This is a genomic window from Pseudomonas sp. CFBP 8771 (assembly GCF_014841695.1).
GTDB classification, from domain to species: domain Bacteria; phylum Pseudomonadota; class Gammaproteobacteria; order Pseudomonadales; family Pseudomonadaceae; genus Aquipseudomonas; species Aquipseudomonas baltica.
The window spans coordinates 486,469-505,210 of sequence record NZ_JACYUJ010000003.1 but is presented as its reverse complement, the minus strand read 5'-3'; the positions used below and the strand labels follow the sequence as shown (position 1 = coordinate 505,210).

The following is an 18,742-nucleotide window of genomic DNA, read 5'->3' as shown; positions in this document are numbered from 1 at the left end:
AACAACAACAATGAGAGCGATGCATCGTATAGCGCTGGTTGCCCTGCTGGGCAGCGTTCACCTGTCTGCCCACGCCGAGCAGTGGTCGGTGGCCAAGGACGAGGAGGGAATCAAGGTTTCCCTGAGTGAAGTCGCGGGCTCCAAGTACAAGGCCTATAGGGGCGAAACCACGATCAAGGCCAGCGTGGCCAAGCTGCGTGCCATGCAGGAGGACGTCGCCGGGGCCTGTACCTGGATTCATGAGTGCAAGGCGCAGAAGCTGCTCAAGCATCAAGGCGATCAGACCTGGACCTACACCCAATTCAATACGCCGTGGCCGGTCACCCCGCGCGACTCGGTGCTGCATATCACCACGGTCGATGGCAGTGATGGCAGCGTCACCCGCAATCTGGTCGGGGCCGCCGACTATGTGCCGCAGGAGAAAGGCTTCGTGCGTGTGGCGCAAGTGGAAGGTTTCTGGAAGATGGTGCCCCAGGGTGCCAATCAGACCCAGGTGATCTACCAGGTGCACACCGAGCCGGGCGGCAGCGTGCCCTCCTGGCTGGCCAACAAGTTCGTCGTGGATGCTCCATTCAATACGCTCAAGGCATTGCGCACGAAAGCGGAGCAGTAGCAACGCAAAAGGCCGCCCGGAGGCGGCCTTTCGTTGTGACGCGAAGGCTTAGGTGCGATCGTCCAGAGCGGTCACGTCGCGGCTTTTCTCGCCGGTGTACAGCTGGCGTGGGCGGCCGATCTTGTAGGGGCTCGACAGCATTTCCTTCCAGTGCGAGATCCAGCCCACGGTACGCGCCAAGGCGAAGATGACCGTGAACATGCTGGTTGGAATGCCGATGGCCTTGAGGATGATGCCCGAATAGAAATCGACGTTCGGGTACAGCGAGCGCTCGATGAAGTAGGGGTCGGTCAAGGCGATCTCTTCCAGGCGCATGGCCAGTTCGAGCTGCGGATCGTTCTTGATGCCCAGTTCCTTCAACACTTCGTCGCAGGTCTGCTTCATCACCGTGGCCCGCGGGTCGCGATTCTTGTAGACGCGGTGACCGAAGCCCATCAGCTTGAACGGATCGTTCTTGTCCTTGGCCTTGGCGATGAAGGTGTCGATGTTGGACACATCGCCAATCTCGTCGAGCATGGTCAGCACGGCTTCGTTGGCACCGCCGTGGGCAGGCCCCCACAGTGCTGCAATGCCGGCGGCGATGCAGGCGAACGGGTTGGCACCCGACGAGCCTGCCAGGCGCACGGTGGAAGTGGACGCATTCTGTTCGTGGTCGGCGTGCAGAATGAAGATGCGATCCATGGCCTTGGCCAGTACCGGGCTGATCGGTTTGATCTCGCACGGAGTGTTGAACATCATGTGCAGGAAGTTTTCCGCATACGACAGATCGTTGCGCGGGTACATCATGGGCTGGCCCATGGAGTACTTGTAGACCATGGCCGCCAGTGTCGGCATCTTGGCCACCAGGCGTACTGCCGAGATCTCGCGGTGCTGCGGGTTATTGATGTCGAGCGAGTCATGGTAGAACGCGGACAGCGCACCGACCACGCCGCACATGATGGCCATCGGGTGGGCATCGCGGCGGAAGCCGTTGAAGAAAGTCTTCAACTGCTCGTGAACCATGGTGTGGTTCTTGATGTTGCCAACGAACTTGGCTTTCTGCTCGGCCGTAGGCAATTCGCCGTTGAGCAGCAGGTAGCAGGTTTCGAGATAGTCGGATTGTTCGGCAAGTTGCTCGATCGGATAGCCGCGGTGCAGCAGGATTCCGGCGTCGCCGTCGATGTAGGTGATTTTCGACTCGCACGAGGCGGTCGACATGAAGCCTGGGTCGAAAGTGAAGCGGCCCGTGGCAGTCAAGCTCCTGACGTCGATTACATCGGGACCAACGGTGCCGGTTAAAATCGGCAGCTCGACGGGGGCTGCGCCCTCGATGATCAACTGCGCTTTTTTGTCAGCCATGTGGCCTCCTATTAATGCTTGGAATCATCAGACAGACCCCCCACGCAGGGCCCGCACCACTATAGTGAGATAAATTCGAATGTCAATTTGCTTAAAGTAAGGCTCCAGAGCGCTGCGAGCGGGCTTTTTTCGCGAAATTACGCCCCGTTCAAACCTTTTGCCATGCATGCGCAATCCGCCGTCCGGGGCCTGCGGTGCGTTGTCATTAGTATCCTAACTGTCTATACTCGGCAGCCGACCGCCGGGGGCTTTTCCGAGCCATTTCGACGGGGTCGTCACCTCCTGGGTGGTGAGTACCTGACCAGTACACTTCCCTACAACTTGCCCTGCTTGCTAGGGGCTCTTCAGTGTGAAAAAAGCCGTGAATAGCCAACGACCTGTAAACCTAGACCTAAGGACCATCAAACTCCCTGTCACTGCTTACACGTCCATTCTCCATCGTATATCCGGTGTCATCCTGTTCCTGGGCATCGCTCTCATGCTGTACGCATTGGGCAAATCCCTGGGTTCCGAGGAAGGCTTCGGCGAGGTGAAGGCGTATATGACCAGCCCGCTGGCCAAGTTCGTGATCTGGGCCCTGCTGTCCGCCTTGCTGTATCACCTGGTGGCCGGTGTGCGCCACCTGATCATGGACATGGGCATCGGCGAGACGCTGGAAGGCGGCAAGCTGGGCTCTAAAATCGTTCTCATCATCTCGGTGGTGCTGATCGTTCTGGCAGGAGTTTGGGTATGGTAACCAACGTTACGAACCTTTCGCGTTCGGGCCTCTATGACTGGATGGCACAGCGTGTGTCTGCGGTCGTTCTCGCGGCTTATTTTCTTTTTCTGATCGGCTACATCGTTGCCAATCCAGGCATCGAATACACCCAATGGCACTCGCTGTTCAGCAGCAACTGGATGCGCATCTTCAGCCTTCTGGCGCTGGTCGCCCTCGGCGCCCACGCCTGGGTAGGCATGTGGACCATTGCCACCGACTACCTGACGCCGATGGCGTTCGGCAAGTCGGCCACGGCTATACGCTTCCTGTTCCAGGCGGTATGCGGCGTTGCGATGTTCGCGTACTTCGTCTGGGGTGTGCAGATTCTTTGGGGTATCTGATTCATGGCTAACATTAGTACGCTTTCCTTCGACGCCATCATCATTGGTGGTGGTGGTGCCGGCATGCGCGCAGCGCTGCAGCTGGCCCAGGGTGGTCACAAGACCGCCGTCGTCACCAAGGTATTTCCCACTCGCTCGCACACCGTGTCGGCGCAGGGCGGCATCACCTGCGCCATCGCCTCGGCCGACCCGAACGATGACTGGCGCTGGCACATGTACGATACCGTCAAGGGTTCCGACTACATCGGCGACCAGGACGCTATCGAGTACATGTGTTCGGTAGGCCCGGAAGCGGTCTTCGAGCTCGAGCACATGGGGCTGCCGTTCTCCCGTACCGAGCAGGGCCGTATCTACCAGCGTCCGTTCGGTGGCCAGTCCAAGGACTTCGGCAAGGGCGGCCAGGCCGCACGTACCTGCGCCGCTGCCGACCGTACCGGCCACGCGCTGCTGCACACCCTGTACCAGGCCAACCTGAAGGCCGGTACCGTGTTCCTGAACGAGTACTACGCGGTCGATCTGGTGAAGAACCAGGACGGTGCGATCGTTGGCGTCATCGCCATCTGCATCGAAACCGGCGAGACCTCGTACATCCGCGCCAATGCCACCGTACTGGCTACCGGCGGGGCCGGGCGTATCTACTCGTCCACCACCAATGCCCTGATCAACACCGGTGACGGCGTGGGCATGGCCTTGCGTGCCGGTGTGCCGGTGCAGGACATCGAAATGTGGCAGTTCCACCCGACCGGCATTGCCGGCGCAGGTGTACTGGTCACCGAAGGTTGCCGCGGTGAAGGCGGTTACCTGATCAACAAGCATGGCGAGCGTTTCATGGAGCGCTACGCGCCGAACGCCAAGGACCTTGCCGGTCGGGACGTGGTAGCACGCTCGATGGTCAAGGAAATCATCGCCGGCAACGGCTGTGGTCCCGATGGCGATCACGTGATGCTCAAGCTCGATCACCTGGGCGAGGAAGTGCTGCACAGCCGTCTGCCAGGCATCATGGAGTTGTCCAAGACCTTTGCCCACGTCGATCCGGCCGTTGCGCCGATTCCTGTCGTGCCAACTTGTCATTACATGATGGGGGGTGTCGCTACCAACATCCACGGTCAGGCAATCACCCAGGATGCCAATGGCAACGATGCCATCATCCCGGGCCTGTTCGCCGTGGGCGAAGTGGCTTGCGTGTCGGTCCATGGCGCCAACCGCCTGGGCGGCAACTCGCTGCTCGACCTGGTGGTGTTCGGTCGTGCCGCAGGCCTGCACCTGGAGCAGGCGCTGAGCGAGGGTATCGAATACCGCCGCGCCAGCGACACCGATCTGGAAGTCGCCCTGGCGCGTCTGGACGGCCTCAACGCGCGCACCACGGGTGAAGATGTCGCCAGCCTGCGCAAAGAACTGCAGAGCTGCATGCAGAACTACTTCGGTGTGTTCCGCACCGGCGAGTACATGCAGAAAGGTATCGATCAGCTGGCCGGCCTGCGCGAGCGCATTGCCAACGTCAAGATCAACGACAAGAGCCAGGGCTTCAACACCGCCCGGATCGAAGCGCTGGAATTGCAGAACCTGCTGGAAGTGGCGGAAGCCACCGCGATTGCCGCCGAGCATCGCAAAGAGTCCCGCGGCGCTCACGCCCGTGAAGACTTCGAAGATCGCGACGACGAAAATTGGCTGTGCCACACCCTGTACTTCCCGGGTGAAAAACGTGTTGCCAAACGCGCCGTGAACTTCTCGCCGAAAACCGTTCCGACCATGGAACCGAAGATCCGGACTTACTGAGGGTGGCCGCCATGTTGCAAGTCAGTGTTTATCGCTACAACCCGGACCAGGACGCTGCGCCGTCCATGCAGGAATTCCAGGTCGACACCGGTGGCAAGGATGTGATGGTGCTGGACGTGCTGGCCTTGATCAAGGAACAGGACGAAGGCTTCTCCTATCGTCGCTCGTGCCGTGAAGGCGTATGCGGTTCCGATGGCATGAACATCAACGGCAAGAACGGCCTGGCGTGCATCACGCCGCTGTCCGCTGTCGTAAAAGGTAACAAGTTGATCGTGCGCCCGCTGCCAGGGTTGCCGGTGATCCGTGACCTGGTCGTGGATATGAGCATCTTCTACAAGCAGTACGAGAAGGTTAAGCCGTTCCTGCAGAACGACACGCCGGCCCCGGCCATCGAGCGTCTGCAGACTCCGGAAGAGCGCGAGAAGCTGGACGGTCTGTACGAGTGCATCCTGTGCGCCTGCTGCTCGACTTCCTGCCCTTCGTTCTGGTGGAACCCCGACAAGTTCCTCGGCCCGGCGGCGCTGCTGCAGGCCTACCGTTTCCTGGCCGACAGTCGTGACACCCGGACCAGCGAGCGCCTGGCGTCGATGGATGATCCGTTCAGCGTATTCCGCTGCCGCGGCATCATGAACTGCGTCAGCGTTTGCCCCAAAGGCCTGAACCCCACCAAAGCCATTGGCCACGTGCGGAACATGCTGTTGTCCAACGGCGTCTGATTCATCTGCTACACCGCAAGCCATCACAGCGCAGGATTGATCCTGTGCTGTGATGAAAACCCGAGCGTGGCTGTGTAAGGCTTCGCTTTTACTTTCGAAGAAACAAGACCAGCAGGGGCTCCGGGCTGGTACCCGGACTACCAGCGTACAACTGAGGTGGCTTGCACGGTCGCTGTACATGGACCGCGTCAGTACGCCCAAGGTGTGAGCGCCGGTGGTGTCCCCTAACCGAGGGTGACCAAGCATGCAAGAAAGCGTGATGCAGCGCATGTGGAACAGCGCCCACCTATCCGGTGGTAACGCTGCCTATGTGGAAGAGCTCTATGAGCTTTACCTGCACGACCCTAACGCTGTGCCAGAAGAATGGCGCACCTACTTTCAGAAGTTGCCTGCCGAAGGCAGCACTGCCACCGACGTTGCACACTCCACCATCCGCGATCATTTCGTCCTGCTGGCCAAAAACCAGCGCCGTGCCCAACCGGTTTCCGCCGGTAGCGTGAGCAGCGAGCACGAGAAGAAGCAGGTGGAAGTGCTGCGATTGATTCAGGCTTACCGGATGCGCGGCCACCAGGCAGCCCAACTGGACCCGTTGGGGCTGTGGCAACGGCCTGCTCCGGCAGACCTGTCAATCAACCATTACGGCATGACCAATGCCGATCTGGATACGACCTTCCGTGCCGGCGACCTGTTCATCGGCAAAGAGGAGGCGAGCCTACGTGAAATTCTCGAGGCTTTGCAGCAGACATATTGCCGCACCATCGGCTCCGAGTTCACCCACATCACCGATTCCGAGCAGCGCAGCTGGTTCCAGCAGCGCCTGGAAAGCGTGCGCGGTCGCCCATCATTCTCGGCCGAGAGCCGCAGCCATGTGCTCGAGCGCGTCACCGCAGCCGAGGGCCTGGAGAAGTACCTGGGCACCAAGTACCCGGGCACCAAGCGCTTCGGTCTGGAAGGCGGCGAGAGCCTGATTCCGATGCTGGACGAGATGATCCAGCGCTCGGGCTCCTATGGCACCAAGGAAGTCGTGATCGGCATGGCCCACCGTGGCCGGCTCAACGTGCTGGTCAACACCTTCGGCAAGAACCCCCGCGACCTGTTCGACGAATTCGAAGGCAAGAAGAAGGTCGAGCTGGGTTCCGGTGACGTCAAGTATCACCAGGGTTTCTCGTCCAACGTGATGACCGCAGGTGGCGAAGTTCACCTGGCCATGGCGTTCAACCCGTCTCACCTGGAAATCGTGTCGCCAGTGGTCGAAGGCTCGGTGCGGGCCCGCCAGGACCGTCGCAACGACGCGGTCGGCGACAAGGTGCTGCCAATCTCGCTGCACGGCGACGCTGCATTCGCCGGCCAGGGCGTGGTCATGGAAACCTTCCAGATGTCGCAGACCCGCGGTTTCAAGACCGGCGGTACCGTGCACATCGTGATCAACAACCAGGTTGGTTTCACCATCAGCAACCCGTACGACGCGCGTTCCACCGAGTACGCGACCGACGTGGCCAAGATGATCCAGGCGCCGATCCTGCACGTGAATGGCGATGACCCGGAAGCCGTGGTGTTCGTCACCCAGCTGGCGATCGACTACCGCATGCAGTTCAAGCGTGACGTGGTCATCGACCTGGTCTGCTACCGCCGTCGCGGTCACAACGAAGCTGACGAGCCTAGCGGCACCCAGCCACTGATGTACCAGCAGATCGCCAAGCAGCGCACTACGCGCGAGTTGTACGCCGAAAGCCTGATCAAGGCCGGCGTGCTCGACGAAGGCAGCGTGCAGAGTCAGATCGACGAATACCGCAACGCACTGGACAACGGTCTGCACGTGGTCAAGAGCCTGGTCAAGGAGCCGAACAAGGAATTGTTCGTCGACTGGCGTCCGTACCTGGGCCATGCCTGGACGGCGCGTCACGACACCAGCTTCGACCTCAAGACCTTGCAGGAACTGTCCGCCAAGCTGCTGGAGATCCCGGAAGGCTTCGTGGTTCAGCGTCAGGTTGCGAAGATCTATGAAGACCGGCAGAAGATGCAGGCCGGTGGCTTGCCGATCAACTGGGGCTATGCCGAGACCATGGCCTACGCCACCTTGGCGTTCGAAGGCCATCCGATCCGCATGACCGGCCAGGACATCGGCCGCGGCACCTTCTCGCACCGGCACGCGGTGCTGCACAACCAGAAGGATGCGGCGACCTATATCCCGTTGCAGAACCTCTACAATGGCCAGCCGCGTTTCGACTTGTACGACTCCTTCCTTTCCGAGGAAGCGGTGCTGGCATTCGAATACGGCTACTCGACCACCTCGCCCAATGCGCTGGTGATCTGGGAGGCCCAGTTCGGCGACTTCGCCAACGGTGCACAGGTGGTGGTCGATCAGTTCATCACCAGTGGCGAGCACAAGTGGGGCCGTCTGTGCGGCCTGACCATGCTGCTGCCGCACGGCTACGAAGGGCAGGGCCCGGAGCATTCTTCCGCACGTCTGGAGCGCTACCTGCAGTTGTGCGCCGAGCACAACATCCAGGTGTGTGTGCCGACCACCCCGGCGCAGATCTACCATCTGCTGCGTCGCCAGGTGATTCGTCCGCTGCGCAAGCCGCTGATCGTGCTCACGCCCAAGTCGCTGTTGCGTCACAAGCTGGCCGTGTCGACCCTGGAAGACCTGGCCGAAGGCTCGTTCCAGACGGTCATTCCGGAAATCGATACCCTGGACGCCGCGAAGGTGACGCGTCTGGTGCTGTGCAGCGGCAAGGTCTATTACGACCTGCTGGAGAAGCGCCGTTCCGAAGGTCGCGAAGATGTGGCCATCGTGCGCATCGAGCAGCTGTATCCGTTCCCCGAAGACGACCTGATGGAAGCGATTGCTGCCTACACCAATCTGGAACATGTGGCCTGGTGTCAGGAAGAGCCGATGAACCAGGGTGCCTGGTACAGCAGTCAGCATCACTTGCGCCGCAGCATGAGCAATCACAAGAAGACCCTGGTCCTCGAGTATGCCGGCCGTGACGCATCGGCTGCCCCGGCTTGTGGTTACGCTTCGATGCACGCCGAGCAGCAAGCCAAATTGCTGCAAGATGCCTTCACCGTTTAATGCCAACGCGCACCTGAAACCGAATTTAAGGAAATACTGATAATGGCTATCGAGATCAAAGCCCCTACCTTCCCGGAATCGGTCGCCGACGGCACCGTTGCCACCTGGCACAAGCAGCCGGGCGACGCGGTCAAGCGCGATGACCTGATCGTGGACATCGAGACCGACAAGGTCGTCCTGGAAGTGCTGGCCACCGCCGACGGCGTGCTGGGCGCGATCGTCAAGAACGAAGGCGACACCGTTCTGTCGGACGAAGTCCTGGGCTCCATCGAGGCGGGCGGCGTCGCTGCTGCACCTGCTGCCGCACCTCAGGCCGCTGCTGCGCCTCAGGCTGCCGCACCACAGGCGGCTTCGGCGCCTGCCGCTGGCGACGATGACGCCATTGGCGGCCCGGCTGCACGCAAGCTGGCCGAAGAAAACGGCATCAACCTGAACAGCGTCAAGGGCACCGGCAAAGACGGTCGCGTCACCAAGGAAGACCTGGTTGCCGCCATCGAAGCCAAGAAGTCTGCACCGGCCGCCAAGCCGGCCGTGCCAGCCGCTGCCGCTGCCATCGTGCAGAGCGTCGGCGACCGTACCGAAAAGCGTGTGCCGATGACCCGTCTGCGCGCCAAGGTTGCCGAGCGTCTGGTGGAAGCCCAGTCGAACATGGCCATGCTGACCACGTTCAACGAAGTCGACATGACCGAAGTCATGGCCTTGCGCTCCAAGTACAAGGACCTCTTCGAGAAGTCGCACAATGGCGTGCGCCTGGGCTTCATGTCGTTCTTCGTCAAGGCAGCCACCGAGGCGCTGAAGCGCTTCCCGGCCGTCAACGCCTCGATCGACGGCTCGGACATCGTCTATCACGGCTACGCCGACGTCGGTGTGGCGGTTTCCAGTGATCGCGGTCTGGTGGTTCCCGTCCTGCGCAATGCCGAGGCCATGAGCCTGGCCGAGATCGAAGGCGGCATCGCCACCTTCGGCAAGAAGGCGCGCGACGGAAAGCTGTCGATGGACGAAATGACCGGGGGTACCTTTACCATCACCAACGGTGGTACCTTCGGTTCGATGATGTCGACCCCGATCGTCAACCCGCCGCAGGCGGCTATCCTGGGCATGCACAACATTCTGCAGCGCCCGATGGCGATCAACGGCCAGGTGGTCATCCGCCCGATGATGTACCTGGCGCTGTCGTATGACCATCGCCTGATCGATGGCAAGGAAGCCGTGACGTTCCTGGTGACCATCAAGAACCTGCTGGAAGATCCAGCGCGTCTGTTGCTGGATATCTGATAAGGCAGCCACAGGTCCCGGGATCCGCCATCGAGCCCACGCAGCTTGATCCGGAACTCGGCATCTGGGCTTCAAGCATGCCGCTAATAGGAATCGTTTTATGACTCAGAAATTCGACGTGGTAGTGATTGGCGCAGGCCCCGGTGGCTACGTCGCTGCCATCAAGGCCGCACAACTGGGCCTCAAGACTGCCTGTATCGAGAAGTATCAAGACGGCGAGGGCAAGCTGGCCCTCGGCGGTACCTGCCTGAACGTGGGTTGCATTCCCTCCAAGGCACTGCTGGACAGCTCGTGGAAATTCCACGAAGCACAGGATGGCTTTGCCATCCACGGCATCAACCACGCTGGCGTGACCATTGACGTACCGGCGATGATTGGTCGCAAGTCCAACATCGTCAAGAACCTGACCGGCGGCGTCGCCGGCCTGTTCAAGTCCAACGGCGTAACCGTGCTGCAAGGCCACGGCAAATTGCTGGCCGGCAAGAAAGTCGAAGTCACCGGCCCCAACGGTGTTGAAATTGTCGAGGCCGACAACGTCATCCTGGCGTCCGGCTCGCGTCCGATCGACATCCCGCCGGCCCCTGTCGACCAGAAGATCATCGTCGACTCCACCGGCGCGCTGGAATTCCAGCAGGTGCCCAAGCGTCTTGGCGTCATCGGCGCCGGTGTGATCGGCCTCGAGCTGGGTTCGGTATGGTCGCGCCTGGGTTCGGAAGTCACCGTACTCGAAGCACTGGACACGTTCCTCATGGCTGCCGACACCGCGGTGTCCAAGGAAGCCCTGAAGACCTTCACCAAGCAAGGCCTGGACATCAAGCTCGGCGCGCGCGTGACCGGTTCCGAAGTGCAGGGTGAAGAAGTACTGGTCAAGTACACCGACGCCAACGGCGAGCAGACGATCACCTTCGACAAGCTGATCGTCGCCGTGGGGCGTCGCCCGGTCACCACCGACCTGCTGGCTTCGGACAGCGGCGTGGACATTGATGAGCGCGGCTTCATCTATGTCGATGACTACTGCACCACCAGCGTGCCTGGCGTCTATGCCATCGGCGACGTGGTGCGTGGCCTGATGCTGGCGCACAAGGCGTCCGAGGAAGGCATCATGGTCGTCGAGCGCATCAAGGGCCACAAGGCCGTGATGAACTACGACCTGATCCCGTCGGTCATCTACACCCACCCGGAAATCGCATGGGTCGGCAAGACCGAACAGACGCTGAAGGCCGAAGGCGTTGAAGTCAACGTCGGCAGCTTCCCGTTCGCGGCCAGTGGTCGTGCCATGGCGGCCAACGATACCGGCGGTTTCGTCAAGGTCATCGCCGATGCCAAGACCGACCGCGTACTGGGTGTGCATGTGATTGGCCCGAGCGCGGCAGAATTGGTTCAGCAGGGCGCCATCGCCATGGAATTCGGTACCAGTGCCGAAGACCTGGGCATGATGGTCTTCTCGCATCCGACCCTGTCGGAAGCCCTGCACGAAGCGGCCCTGGCAGTGAATGGCGGCGCCATCCACATCGCCAACCGCAAGAAGCGTTAAACAATAAGAAACCACGGTGGCCTGCCCGTCGCATGCCCTGTCCGCAGGGCCTGCCGCGGAATGTCCGCCGGACTCACCTCGCCGGTCAACCGGCGAGTAGCAGTCACAGGTGGCGCGGCACTTCAATCATGAAGCGCAGCGCCGAAAAGCGCAGTACCTAACGAAGACGGTAATAAGCATGAATCTTCACGAGTATCAGGGTAAGCAGCTGTTCGCTGAATACGGCCTGCCAGTATCCAAAGGTTACGCGGTAGACACCCCCGAAGACGCCGCAGAAGCCTGCGACAAGATCGGCGGCAGCGAGTGGGTCGTCAAGGCCCAGGTCCACGCTGGTGGTCGCGGCAAGGCTGGTGGTGTGAAACTGGTTCGCAGCAAGGAAGACGCCAAGGCTTTCGCCCAGCAGTGGCTGGGCAAGCGTCTGGTGACCTACCAGACTGACGCCAACGGTCAGCCCGTCACCAAGATCCTGGTCGAGTCCTGCACCGATATCGCCAAAGAGCTGTATCTGGGTGCCGTAGTGGACCGCTCCAGCCGTCGCATCGTGTTCATGGCTTCCACCGAAGGTGGCGTGGACATCGAGAAGATCGCTCACGACACTCCCGAGAAGATCCTCAAGTCCACCATCGATCCGCTGGTCGGCGCACAGCCGTTCCAGGGCCGCGAGCTGGCATTCCAGCTGGGTCTGGAAGGCAAGCAGGTCGCTCAGTTCGCCAAGATCTTCGTTGGCCTGGCCAAGCTGTTCCAGGACCACGATCTGGCCCTGCTGGAAGTCAACCCGTTGGTCATCAAGGCCGATGGCGATCTGCATTGCCTCGATGCCAAGATCAACATCGACGCCAACGCCATGTACCGTCAGCCCAAGCTGAAGGGTTTCCACGACCCATCGCAGGATGACCCGCGTGAGGCGCACGCCGCCAAGTTCGAACTGAACTACGTGGCCCTGGAAGGCAACATTGGCTGCATGGTCAACGGTGCTGGCCTGGCCATGGGTACCATGGACATCGTCAACCTGCATGGCGGCAAGCCAGCCAACTTCCTCGACGTAGGCGGTGGTGCCACCAAGGAACGCGTAACCGAAGCGTTCAAGATCATCCTGTCCGACACCAATGTCGCGGCCGTACTGGTCAACATCTTCGGCGGCATCGTTCGTTGCGACATGATTGCCGAAGGCATCATTGGCGCGGTGAAGGAAGTCGGCGTGAAAATCCCGGTAGTTGTGCGCCTGGAAGGCAACAACGCTGAACTGGGCGCTAAAGTACTGGCGGAAAGCGGTCTGAACATCATCGCAGCCACCAGCCTGACCGACGCTGCTCAACAAGTTGTCAAAGCTGCGGAGGGCAAGTAATGAGCGTCCTGATCAATAAAGACACCAAGGTCATCTGCCAGGGCTTCACCGGCTCGCAGGGTACTTTCCACTCCGAACAGGCCATCGCCTACGGCACCAAGATGGTCGGCGGCGTGACCCCAGGCAAGGGTGGTACCACTCACCTGAACCTGCCGGTATTCAACACCGTTCAGGAAGCTGTCGAGAAAACCGGCGCCACTGCTTCGGTCATCTACGTACCCGCTCCGTTCTGCAAGGATTCCATCCTTGAAGCAGCGTTCGGCGGCATCAAGCTGATCGTCTGCATCACCGAAGGCATTCCGACCATCGACATGCTGGAAGCCAAGGTCAAGTGCGACGAGCTGGGTGTCGTCCTGATCGGCCCTAACTGCCCAGGCGTCATCACTCCGGGCGAGTGCAAGATCGGCATCATGCCAGGCCACATCCACTTGCCAGGCAAGGTTGGCATCGTGTCGCGTTCCGGCACCTTGACCTATGAAGCCGTGAAGCAGACCACTGACGCCGGTTTCGGCCAGTCGACCTGCGTCGGCATCGGCGGTGACCCGATTCCAGGTTCGAACTTCATCGACATCCTGAAGTTGTTCCAGGAAGACCCACAGACCGAAGCGATCGTCATGATCGGCGAGATCGGTGGTTCTGCCGAAGAAGAGGCCGCAGCCTACATCAAGGCTCACGTGACCAAGCCGGTTGTTTCGTACATCGCTGGTGTGACTGCTCCTCCGGGCAAGCGCATGGGCCATGCCGGTGCAATCATCTCCGGCGGTAAGGGTACTGCAGACGAGAAGTTCGCTGCACTGCAGGACGCCGGTGTGAAAACCGTGCGTTCGCTGGCCGACATCGGCAAGGCCTTGGCCGAGCTGACGGGCTGGGCAGTCAAGTAAGCTTCGCTTACCTGTTTGCTGGGTTGTTTGCGTAGTCACAAAAGCCACCTTCGGGTGGCTTTTGTGTTTTTGCCGCAGGCCTAGGTTTGCCGTGCCAGCCACTGCTCGCGCGTTAATTCCCAGACCTCTTCCTGCATGCGGCCGCACACGAAGTCCTGGTCTCGCCGAAGAACCACCTGCATGCCCTCGCGCATGGAGATCCGCCGGGACGCCTCGTTTGCCACTGCCTTGGCGACTCTCAAGATGGGTCTGTCCAAGGTCTGGAACCAGAAACGGGTCACCACCTCGCATGCTTCGCCAACCAGCCCCTGGTTTTGCCAGGGCTTGGCAATCCAGAAACTGCGGTTGTCGTCGCATTCGTCCATCAGGCTGATCACGCCAATAATGGTTTCGGGCGCGTCATGCAGCCGGAGTGTCCAATGCCATTCTTCGGCGTCGGCCATGGCAGGCAACGCATCCTCCCGGATGTAGCGCAGCCCCTCGCCGGCGGGGTAGGGCCACGGCATGTTGGCAGTGATGTAGCGAACCATGTCCCAGTCTGCGATCAGCTGCTGGTAGCGCGGCGCGTCGGCCAGGGTGAGCGGGAGCAGCAGCAGCCTGCGGGTACTGAGCGTAGGTATGAATGGGTCCGTACAGTCGGTCATCGTATGACACTCATGAAAGCGGAGGACTTTACTGGACTCACCAAGTCCCGCATGTAAGAAGTATCATTAAACGATGTAGGGGCTTTCCTTAATTGATATGACCATTTATATCGATTGAGGCAATCGACCACATTGATCTGGTTGCGGGTAGCCACTCTCATGTAATATGTCGACCCGCCATAATGTCGCAGCCCATGAACGAAAGTTCAGGTTGTGGATTCTGGCCGGCTGCCAGCAGTGACCTTGTGCTGCAAGGCATGCCAAGGTCGATGTCACTGAAGTCGCTGAAGACAATATTCAACAAGAAAGTCAGCACGCTAAGGACATGAATGTGAGGCCGATGCAACGAATTTGGCCTTCTATGCCATTTACACGGTTTGCCGACGACTCGTTTCGCGGCCCGCTCTGGGCAGCTTGAAACGTCAGCGTGGTCGGATCGAGCCAATGGCGTTCAATCCTAGGAATTTCTGTATGTTGAAGAAAGCGAACACAGCGCTGCTGGGTCTGGCTCTGTCCATCGGGATGGTGTCGGCACAAGCGGCCGAAGCGAAGAAAGTCGACGTCCTGCTGATCGGCGGTGGTGTCATGAGCGCCACGCTGGGCGTGCTGCTCAACGAGCTCGAGCCAAGCTGGTCGATGGAAATGGTCGAGCGCCTGGACGCCGTTGCCGAAGAAAGCTCCAATGGCTGGAACAACGCCGGTACCGGTCACTCTGCCTTGGCAGAGCTGAACTACACCCCGGAAGACAAGGACGGCAAGGTCCAGATCGCCAAGGCGATCGAGATCAACGAAGCCTTCCAGATTTCCCGTCAGTTCTGGGCGCACCAGGTCACTGCCGGTGTTCTGAAGAACCCACGCACGTTCATCAACTCCACGCCGCACATGAGCTTCGTGTGGGGCGACAACAACATCGAGTTTCTTAAGAAGCGCTACGAGGCGCTGAAGGCCAGCCCGCTGTTCGCCGGCATGCAGTTCTCCCAGGATCACGAGCAGATCAAGAAGTGGGTGCCGTTGATGATGGAGGGCCGCGACCCCAATCAGAAACTGGCCGTCACCTGGAGTCCGCTGGGTACCGACATGAACTTCGGCGAGATCACTCGCCAGTACGTCGGCCACCTGAAGGGTCAGAACGGCTTCGATCTGAAGCTGTCCAGCGAAGTGCAAGACATCAAGCGCAACGCCGACGGTTCGTGGCGCGTGACCTACAAGAACCTGAAAGACGGTACCAAGACCGAAACCGACGCCAAGTTCGTGTTCATCGGTGCTGGTGGTGCCGCGCTGCATCTGCTGCAGGATTCGGGCATTCCCGAGGCCAAGGAATACGGCGGTTTCCCGGTAGGTGGCTCGTTCCTGGTGACTGAGAACCCGACCGTGGCCATGCAGCATATGGCCAAGGCCTACGGTATCGCGTCGACTGGCGCGCCGCCCATGTCCGTTCCACACCTGGACACCCGCGTGCTGGACGGCAAGCGCGTGGTCTTGTTTGGCCCATTCGCGACCTTCTCGACCAAGTTCCTGAAGAACGGTTCGTACCTGGACCTGCTGACCAGCACCAACCTGCATAACGTATGGCCGATGACCAAGGTCGGTATCGAACAGTACCCACTGATCGAATACCTGGCAGGTCAGGTCATGCTGTCCGACGACGATCGCTACCAGGCACTGAAGCAGTACTTCCCCAACGCCAAGAAAGAAGACTGGCGTCTGTGGCAGGCCGGCCAGCGCGTGCAGATCATCAAGCGCGACGAAGAGAAGGGCGGCGTGCTGAAACTGGGTACCGAAATCGTGGTGTCCAAGGACAGCAGCATTGCCGGTTTGCTGGGTGCTTCGCCGGGCGCATCGACTGCAGCACCGATCATGATCAACGTGCTGGAAAAAGCGTTCAAGGACAAAGTTGCCACGCCTGAATGGCAAGCCAAGCTGCGTCAGATCGTGCCGAGCTACGGGACTGCACTGAACAACTCGCCAGAGGCTGTGCAGAAAGAGTGGAACTACACCGCCAAGATCCTGCAGTTGGCTGTTGCACCGCCGGTGATCGACCAGGCGGCTGCTGCCGCCAACCCGATCGAAGGCCAGGCTGCGCCGAAGGCTGAAAGCAATCCAGCGGCCGACATGGCCCTGTAATCCCCAAGCCCTCGGTTTTGGGGGCGGAAGGATTAGCTGTACCGTTTCCGCTGAGTCTTGCACCGATGCGACACACAGGTGCGCTCAGCGGACACTTCGCACTGCAACAGTGCGATGAGCGCGCATTTTCGCTACTCTACGCGCCGTTTTGCCCGGCTTGCCCACAAGGCTAAGGTCCGCGCACCAGGTCTGGCCTCATCCGGCCGACCGTGTTTCCCTCATCCATGGGGAAAACCTCTCTCAATTCCAATCTATTGACGTGGTTTCCTTCCAATGAAAGTGCTTAAAGGCCAGGATATTCTGGCGCTTGGATTCATGACATTCGCCTTGTTCGTAGGCGCAGGCAACATCATCTTCCCTCCCTTCGTCGGTCTGCAGGCTGGCCCGAACGTCTGGATGGCCGCGCTGGGCTTCCTGGTGACCGCAGTGGGTCTGCCGGTGATAACCGTGGTCGCGCTGGCCAGGGTCGGCGGCTCGATGGACGCGTTGAGCAGCCCGATCGGCAAAGTGGCGGGCGGGTTGCTTGCAGCGGTGTGCTATCTGGCCGTAGGGCCGCTGTTCGCCACGCCGCGCACGGCCACGGTATCGTTCGCCGTGGGTCTGGCGCCGCTGACCGGTGAGACACCCCTGGCACTGTTCCTCTACAGCGCGGTGTACTTCCTGCTGGTGTTTTTCGTTTCGCTTTATCCGGGGCGCCTGCTCGATACCGTCGGACGGTTTCTGGCGCCGCTGAAAATCATCGCCTTGGCGGTGTTGGGCATTGCAGCGTTTGCCTTGCCGGTAGGCCCCAGCGGTGACGCGGTACCCGAGTACGTTGCAGCGCCGTTTTCCCTGGGTTTCATCAACGGCTACCTGACCATGGATACGCTGGGCGCTTTGGTGTTCGGCATCGTCATCGTCAATGCCATCCGCTCCAGAGGTGTCGAGTCACCCAAGCTGATCACGCGCTATGCGATCATTGCGGGTCTGATTGCCGGGGTAGGGCTGGCGCTGGTGTATGTCAGTCTGTTCCGCCTCGGGTCGGGCAGCCACGCCGTGGCTGCAGGCGCCACCAATGGCGCAGCGGTGTTGCATGCCTACGTGCAGCATACCTTCGGGGCCCTTGGCAGTGGTTTTCTGGCCGTGCTGATCTCGCTGGCCTGCCTGGTGACTGCAGTGGGTTTGACCTGCGCCTGCGCCGAGTACTTCAGCCGAGTGCTGCCGCTGTCCTATAAGACGCTGGTGCTGTTGCTCGCACTGTTCTCGCTGCTGGTCTCGAATCTGGGCCTGACCAAGCTGATCGCGTTTTCGATTCCAGTGCTGACAGCCATCTACCCTCCCTGCATCGTGCTGGTGGCGTTGAGCTTCTGCGCAGGGCTGTGGCATTCGCAGTCGCGCATTCTCGGGCCGGTGATGTTCGTCTCGTTGCTGTTCGGCCTGATCGATGCGATCAAGGGGGCAGGGTTCTCGCAGTGGCTGCCGACATCCCTGCTCGATCTTCCCCTAAGCGAGCAGGGCCTGGCCTGGCTGGTGCCTTCGGTGGCAACCCTGCTGGTGGCGGTGTTGGTCGATCGCGTGAAGGGCGCACGGGTTCAAGCAGCGGCTTGAGCTGAGCGGCGCCCACAAAAAAGCCAGCTCTAGAGCTGGCTTTTCTTTGCAGCGGTGTTCATGACGCTTCGGCTGCGGCCTCGACGTCATGGGCGATCAAGGACACCAGTGCGTTTTGCTGTCGGTGAGACAACTGGCGGAAACGCTGCAAAAGCTCGCGCTCATGCAGAGACAGCTCCGGACTGTCCATCTTCATACTCAACTCTTCGCCCAAGGCACCTTCCTGGATCAGGCTCTGTTCCAGGCGTGCGATGATCTCGGAGTTCATGCTTCGGTGATGGTTACGAGCCACCTCAGCGATCTGCTCACGCATCCCGTCGGGAAGACGTACTACAAATTTGTCAGCCGTGCGGCTGGAGTAAACAGCCTGTTTGAGTGGGCGCATAGTGTTGACCGATAAGTTCAGGGGGAGCGGTTCTCGAAGTAGGCCGCAGGATGTCGGTTAGGACACGCCGATCGGCAAATTGTTCCAGCCTGCCGATGCCGCGCTATGATGCCTTAGTTGCGACATAACCTTGACGCCAAATCTGTGACAAATAATGATCCGAATCGTGGCATTTGGCCAGTCCCCAGCGGCAGGTATTTTACAAGGCCGGTGGAAATTTGCGATCACGCCGTTCGAAAAAAGTCGAAGATTCGTTCGAGAGGTGCTCTGACCCGTCTTGTGCACACCGCGCACAGCACGTGCGAGCTACCCTTGGGCTAGCATAGTGACATTTGGGCCATTTGCTAGTA

15 protein-coding genes are annotated in these 18,742 nt (G+C 60.3%); 12 read left to right on the top strand and 3 right to left on the bottom strand.

Features of this window, described 5'->3' with window-relative positions; translation table 11 throughout:
• Positions 1–10: 10 nt before the first annotated feature.
• Positions 11–613 (top strand): START domain-containing protein, encoded by a 603-nt coding sequence (locus IFT80_RS09835; RefSeq protein ID WP_192103246.1) that lies wholly within the window; start codon positions 11–13, stop codon positions 611–613.
• A 48-nt stretch (positions 614–661) separates the two neighbouring features.
• Here IFT80_RS09835 and gltA read toward each other — a convergent pair whose 3' ends face one another.
• Positions 662–1,951 (bottom strand): citrate synthase, encoded by a 1,290-nt coding sequence (gene gltA / locus IFT80_RS09830; RefSeq protein ID WP_043190646.1) that lies wholly within the window; start codon positions 1,949–1,951, stop codon positions 662–664.
• Positions 1,952–2,300: 349 nt separating this feature from the next.
• Here gltA and sdhC point away from each other — a divergent pair, with 349 nt between their 5' ends.
• From sdhC to sucD, 9 genes are all read left to right on the top strand, one after another.
• Entirely contained in the window at positions 2,301–2,687 is a 387-nt protein-coding gene (gene sdhC, locus IFT80_RS09825; protein ID WP_185793015.1) for a succinate dehydrogenase, cytochrome b556 subunit, read from the top strand.
• Positions 2,681–3,049: a succinate dehydrogenase, hydrophobic membrane anchor protein gene (sdhD, locus tag IFT80_RS09820; protein WP_043190640.1), complete on the top strand. Its 369-nt coding sequence runs from the start codon at positions 2,681–2,683 to the stop codon at positions 3,047–3,049. The genes sdhC and sdhD overlap by 7 nt, the downstream gene beginning before the upstream one ends.
• A gap of 3 nt (positions 3,050–3,052) precedes the next feature.
• Positions 3,053–4,825: a succinate dehydrogenase flavoprotein subunit gene (gene sdhA / locus IFT80_RS09815; RefSeq protein WP_122477298.1), complete on the top strand. Its 1,773-nt coding sequence runs from the start codon at positions 3,053–3,055 to the stop codon at positions 4,823–4,825.
• An 11-nt stretch (positions 4,826–4,836) separates the two neighbouring features.
• A complete protein-coding gene (locus tag IFT80_RS09810) occupies positions 4,837–5,541 on the top strand; it encodes a succinate dehydrogenase iron-sulfur subunit (protein ID WP_043193659.1) in 705 nt (234 codons plus the stop codon).
• A gap of 244 nt (positions 5,542–5,785) precedes the next feature.
• Positions 5,786–8,617, top strand: coding sequence for a 2-oxoglutarate dehydrogenase E1 component (locus tag IFT80_RS09805; RefSeq protein WP_122477300.1), 2,832 nt, complete (start codon positions 5,786–5,788; stop codon positions 8,615–8,617).
• 42 nt (positions 8,618–8,659) lie between these two features.
• The gene (odhB, locus tag IFT80_RS09800) at positions 8,660–9,892 is read left to right on the top strand and encodes a 2-oxoglutarate dehydrogenase complex dihydrolipoyllysine-residue succinyltransferase (RefSeq protein WP_122477302.1); all 1,233 of its coding nucleotides are present in this window, start codon (positions 8,660–8,662) and stop codon (positions 9,890–9,892) included.
• 100 nt (positions 9,893–9,992) lie between these two features.
• Positions 9,993–11,426: a dihydrolipoyl dehydrogenase gene (lpdA, locus tag IFT80_RS09795; protein WP_192137454.1), complete on the top strand. Its 1,434-nt coding sequence runs from the start codon at positions 9,993–9,995 to the stop codon at positions 11,424–11,426.
• A gap of 178 nt (positions 11,427–11,604) precedes the next feature.
• Positions 11,605–12,771, top strand: a complete 1,167-nt coding sequence (gene sucC, locus IFT80_RS09790) for an ADP-forming succinate--CoA ligase subunit beta (protein WP_122477306.1) — start codon at positions 11,605–11,607, stop codon at positions 12,769–12,771.
• Positions 12,771–13,652 (top strand): succinate--CoA ligase subunit alpha, encoded by an 882-nt coding sequence (gene sucD, locus IFT80_RS09785; RefSeq protein WP_122477308.1) that lies wholly within the window; start codon positions 12,771–12,773, stop codon positions 13,650–13,652. Before sucC ends, sucD begins: the two co-directional genes overlap by 1 nt.
• Before the next feature lie 80 nt (positions 13,653–13,732).
• Here the strand turns inward: sucD and IFT80_RS09780 are convergent, their stop codons facing one another.
• On the bottom strand, positions 13,733–14,296 hold the full coding sequence (locus IFT80_RS09780) for a GNAT family N-acetyltransferase (RefSeq protein WP_192103250.1): 564 nt from the start codon (positions 14,294–14,296) through the stop codon (positions 13,733–13,735).
• 471 nt (positions 14,297–14,767) lie between these two features.
• Between IFT80_RS09780 and mqo the strand changes: the two genes are divergently transcribed.
• Both mqo and brnQ read left to right on the top strand, forming a co-directional pair.
• Complete coding sequence (gene mqo, locus IFT80_RS09775; RefSeq protein WP_122477311.1) at positions 14,768–16,420, top strand: malate dehydrogenase (quinone); 1,653 nt, start codon at positions 14,768–14,770, stop codon at positions 16,418–16,420.
• A 273-nt stretch (positions 16,421–16,693) separates the two neighbouring features.
• Positions 16,694–18,007: a branched-chain amino acid transport system II carrier protein gene (gene brnQ, locus IFT80_RS09770; RefSeq protein WP_192103252.1), complete on the top strand. Its 1,314-nt coding sequence runs from the start codon at positions 16,694–16,696 to the stop codon at positions 18,005–18,007.
• Between the two features lie 58 nt (positions 18,008–18,065).
• Here brnQ and IFT80_RS09765 read toward each other — a convergent pair whose 3' ends face one another.
• A complete protein-coding gene (locus IFT80_RS09765; RefSeq protein WP_043190613.1) occupies positions 18,066–18,392 on the bottom strand; it encodes an Arc family DNA-binding protein in 327 nt (108 codons plus the stop codon).
• Positions 18,393–18,742 lie beyond the last annotated feature (350 nt).

What these genes read in the sequence shown, in the direction of transcription:
- IFT80_RS09835 (WP_192103246.1), top strand. Translation starts at nt 11, where the DNA reads ATGAGAGCGATGCATCGTATAGCGCTGGTTGCCCTGCTGGGCAGCGTT.
- gltA (WP_043190646.1), bottom strand. Translation starts at nt 1,951, where the DNA reads ATGGCTGACAAAAAAGCGCAGTTGATCATCGAGGGCGCAGCCCCCGTC.
- sdhD (WP_043190640.1), top strand. Translation starts at nt 2,681, where the DNA reads ATGGTAACCAACGTTACGAACCTTTCGCGTTCGGGCCTCTATGACTGG.
- sdhA (WP_122477298.1), top strand. Translation starts at nt 3,053, where the DNA reads ATGGCTAACATTAGTACGCTTTCCTTCGACGCCATCATCATTGGTGGT.
- IFT80_RS09810 (WP_043193659.1), top strand. Translation starts at nt 4,837, where the DNA reads ATGTTGCAAGTCAGTGTTTATCGCTACAACCCGGACCAGGACGCTGCG.
- IFT80_RS09805 (WP_122477300.1), top strand. Translation starts at nt 5,786, where the DNA reads ATGCAAGAAAGCGTGATGCAGCGCATGTGGAACAGCGCCCACCTATCC.
- odhB (WP_122477302.1), top strand. Translation starts at nt 8,660, where the DNA reads ATGGCTATCGAGATCAAAGCCCCTACCTTCCCGGAATCGGTCGCCGAC.
- lpdA (WP_192137454.1), top strand. Translation starts at nt 9,993, where the DNA reads ATGACTCAGAAATTCGACGTGGTAGTGATTGGCGCAGGCCCCGGTGGC.
- sucC (WP_122477306.1), top strand. Translation starts at nt 11,605, where the DNA reads ATGAATCTTCACGAGTATCAGGGTAAGCAGCTGTTCGCTGAATACGGC.
- sucD (WP_122477308.1), top strand. Translation starts at nt 12,771, where the DNA reads ATGAGCGTCCTGATCAATAAAGACACCAAGGTCATCTGCCAGGGCTTC.
- IFT80_RS09780 (WP_192103250.1), bottom strand. Translation starts at nt 14,296, where the DNA reads ATGACCGACTGTACGGACCCATTCATACCTACGCTCAGTACCCGCAGG.
- mqo (WP_122477311.1), top strand. Translation starts at nt 14,768, where the DNA reads ATGTTGAAGAAAGCGAACACAGCGCTGCTGGGTCTGGCTCTGTCCATC.
- brnQ (WP_192103252.1), top strand. Translation starts at nt 16,694, where the DNA reads ATGAAAGTGCTTAAAGGCCAGGATATTCTGGCGCTTGGATTCATGACA.
- IFT80_RS09765 (WP_043190613.1), bottom strand. Translation starts at nt 18,392, where the DNA reads ATGCGCCCACTCAAACAGGCTGTTTACTCCAGCCGCACGGCTGACAAA.